The sequence below is a fragment of the Robiginitalea sp. genome, from assembly GCF_049588695.1.
GTDB lineage: Bacteria > Bacteroidota > Bacteroidia > Flavobacteriales > Flavobacteriaceae > Robiginitalea.
This window is the reverse complement of the sequence record NZ_JBAVZJ010000606.1, coordinates 1-2,072: the sequence shown is the minus strand read 5'-3', so window position 1 is coordinate 2,072 and position 2,072 is coordinate 1. Positions and strand designations below refer to the sequence as shown.

Genomic DNA, 2,072 nt, shown 5'->3' with positions numbered 1-2,072 from the left:
TATTTACAACTAGTTGACCATTTATTTATTGTGCGATCACATGGGTTGCTTTCTCCTGCGTCAAAAGAGACCAGACAAGGCCCGTTCCTGCAAAGAGAACTGAATCTTTTTTTAACTGATTGCCAATGCTTTATATATAGTTCTGAAACTCGAATTATTCCAATAAAAACTTTTGTAGTTCCATAAATTTCTATGGTTTCCATTTAGGGTTAAAAGTGTCAAAGGACTTTCATCATTCATTACGTCTCCAAAATTCTCCAATACTTATTGTTAGAAAGAAGATGGTTCTGTCATACAGTACTATGAGCGTGTTTGTAAAGGGCTCGCCGGCGCCTTCCAGAAACCGTGTCGATGCAGAGCAGGTGATGGAAGCGGATCTTCTCCGTAAATGGACACCTGTTCCTTCAGGCACATTTTCGGGGTCCACTCCTGACGGATATGGTGTGATTTGGCACTAGAGGTTGCAGTTCATCGAAAACACAGAATGCGGTTCATCGAAAAACAGGTCCCGGAGACAGGAAAATACTTTATTTCATTGTTTTATTGTAAATCCCCAAAAATTAAAACCTAAATTTTTTAAAATGAAAGCACCTACTTTAAGCACAATTTTGATGGCCCTCACCCTTCTTCTATGGGGCTGTTCCGATGGAGACGACAACCTAAAGACCACTGGAAGGCTCAATGTATTTCTGGTGGATGCCCCCTTTCCCACCGACCAGGTAGCCGAGGCCAACGTGACTATTTTCAAGATAGAAGCCCGCCTGGCAGACAGGGAGTCCGAAGGAGATTCGGATTCCATGGAAGACGGAGATTCGATGGGAGGATTTGTCACTTTGTCCGAGGATGAGATCGGTCCGGTAAACCTTTTAAATCTCATAGACGGCGCCTCCGAGCAACTGGTAGATGCCGAGATACCTGCTGGCACCTATGATTTGATCCGCGTTTATGTAAAAGGGGTAAATGTAATAATGAATGAAGCTGCTGGTGGCGAAACCTACGAATTGAAAGTCCCCAGCGGAGCCCAGAGCGGGATCAAGGTCTTTATGGACCCGCCGCTGCAGGTAGCTGGAGGTCTCAGCGAGGATCTTATTCTGGATTTTGACGTTAGTAAGAGTTTTGTTCCTAAAGGCGGCAATGTTAACAACCCCGAAGGAATCTTTGGATTTAATTTCACCCCGGTGATCCGGGGAAGTAATATGAGTACCGCAGGGTCTATTACAGGTACCGTAAATGGTGAAGTTGAAGGTGGAGATCCTGTTGCGTTGACCGGTGCCGCGGTTACGCTCTACACCAGTGATGGTGCCGAAATTACCACTACATTTTCCGGAGTGGAAGGTGGATACAGCTTTGTGGCTCTTGATCCCGGTATCTACCGTTTAGAAGTAAGCCTGGCCGGGTATGAACCTCAGTCTGTGGACGGGGTTGATGTTGTGGTCGGCAACGATATCACTCAGGATTTTGTCCTGGTTGCAGTACCCGAGACCAACACGGGAGACTAATACAATTGATTCCTTTTTTTGACATCCTGGGGTGTGGTCTTTTAGGCCGCACCCTTTTTTTTAACTGGATGTAACCCCGCAACCAATGCGTCCATTAATGGTATAAAGACTCAATATGGAAAAGAGCTAGATTGGGTAAATGAATTTAAGGATACCTTTAATTACTCTTATAATGACCTCACTAAAACATACTTTAAAAACTAATTTATGAAGCTAGTAGACCTTGAAGAAACAGTGAAGAAGGTGTTTTATAATATTATCACTGCCTATAATATGAAGCTTCATCGCAATAAAGATTCTTTAGAGCTATCTAATTCAAATTGCAGGATTACAATGGAGACCCACAGAGGAGAGCTATATTTTTTTCTATACATGACAAGGTATGATAACCTGAAAGTGTCTCCTTTCTTATGGGGAATAATTGTTAATGATCTTGATAAAAATGGTATTATCTTGGATTTCAAAGCGCCCTACGCATCTACATCTGAATCAATTCTCTATCATCTTTGTAAGGTAAAGTCTCAATGTGATCTATTCTGCAAAAAGCTGTTTGATGGTTCCGTTTCTGATTCC

At 42.7% G+C, this 2,072-nt stretch carries 3 protein-coding genes; 2 read left to right on the top strand and 1 reads right to left on the bottom strand.

Annotation, left to right across the window (positions count from 1 at the left end; translation table 11 throughout):
* Positions 1-203, bottom strand: a 203-nt coding sequence (locus WBV75_RS13860; RefSeq protein ID WP_424121176.1) for a hypothetical protein, incomplete at its 3' end; no start/stop codon positions are given.
* 378 nt (positions 204-581) lie between these two features.
* Here WBV75_RS13860 and WBV75_RS13855 point away from each other — a divergent pair.
* Together WBV75_RS13855 and WBV75_RS13850 are read left to right on the top strand one after the other, a co-directional pair.
* The gene (locus tag WBV75_RS13855) at positions 582-1,499 is read left to right on the top strand and encodes a DUF4382 domain-containing protein (protein ID WP_424121175.1); all 918 of its coding nucleotides are present in this window, start codon (positions 582-584) and stop codon (positions 1,497-1,499) included.
* Positions 1,500-1,706: 207 nt separating this feature from the next.
* Positions 1,707-2,072: hypothetical protein (locus WBV75_RS13850; RefSeq protein ID WP_424121174.1), on the top strand; the 366-nt coding region annotated here is incomplete at its 3' end.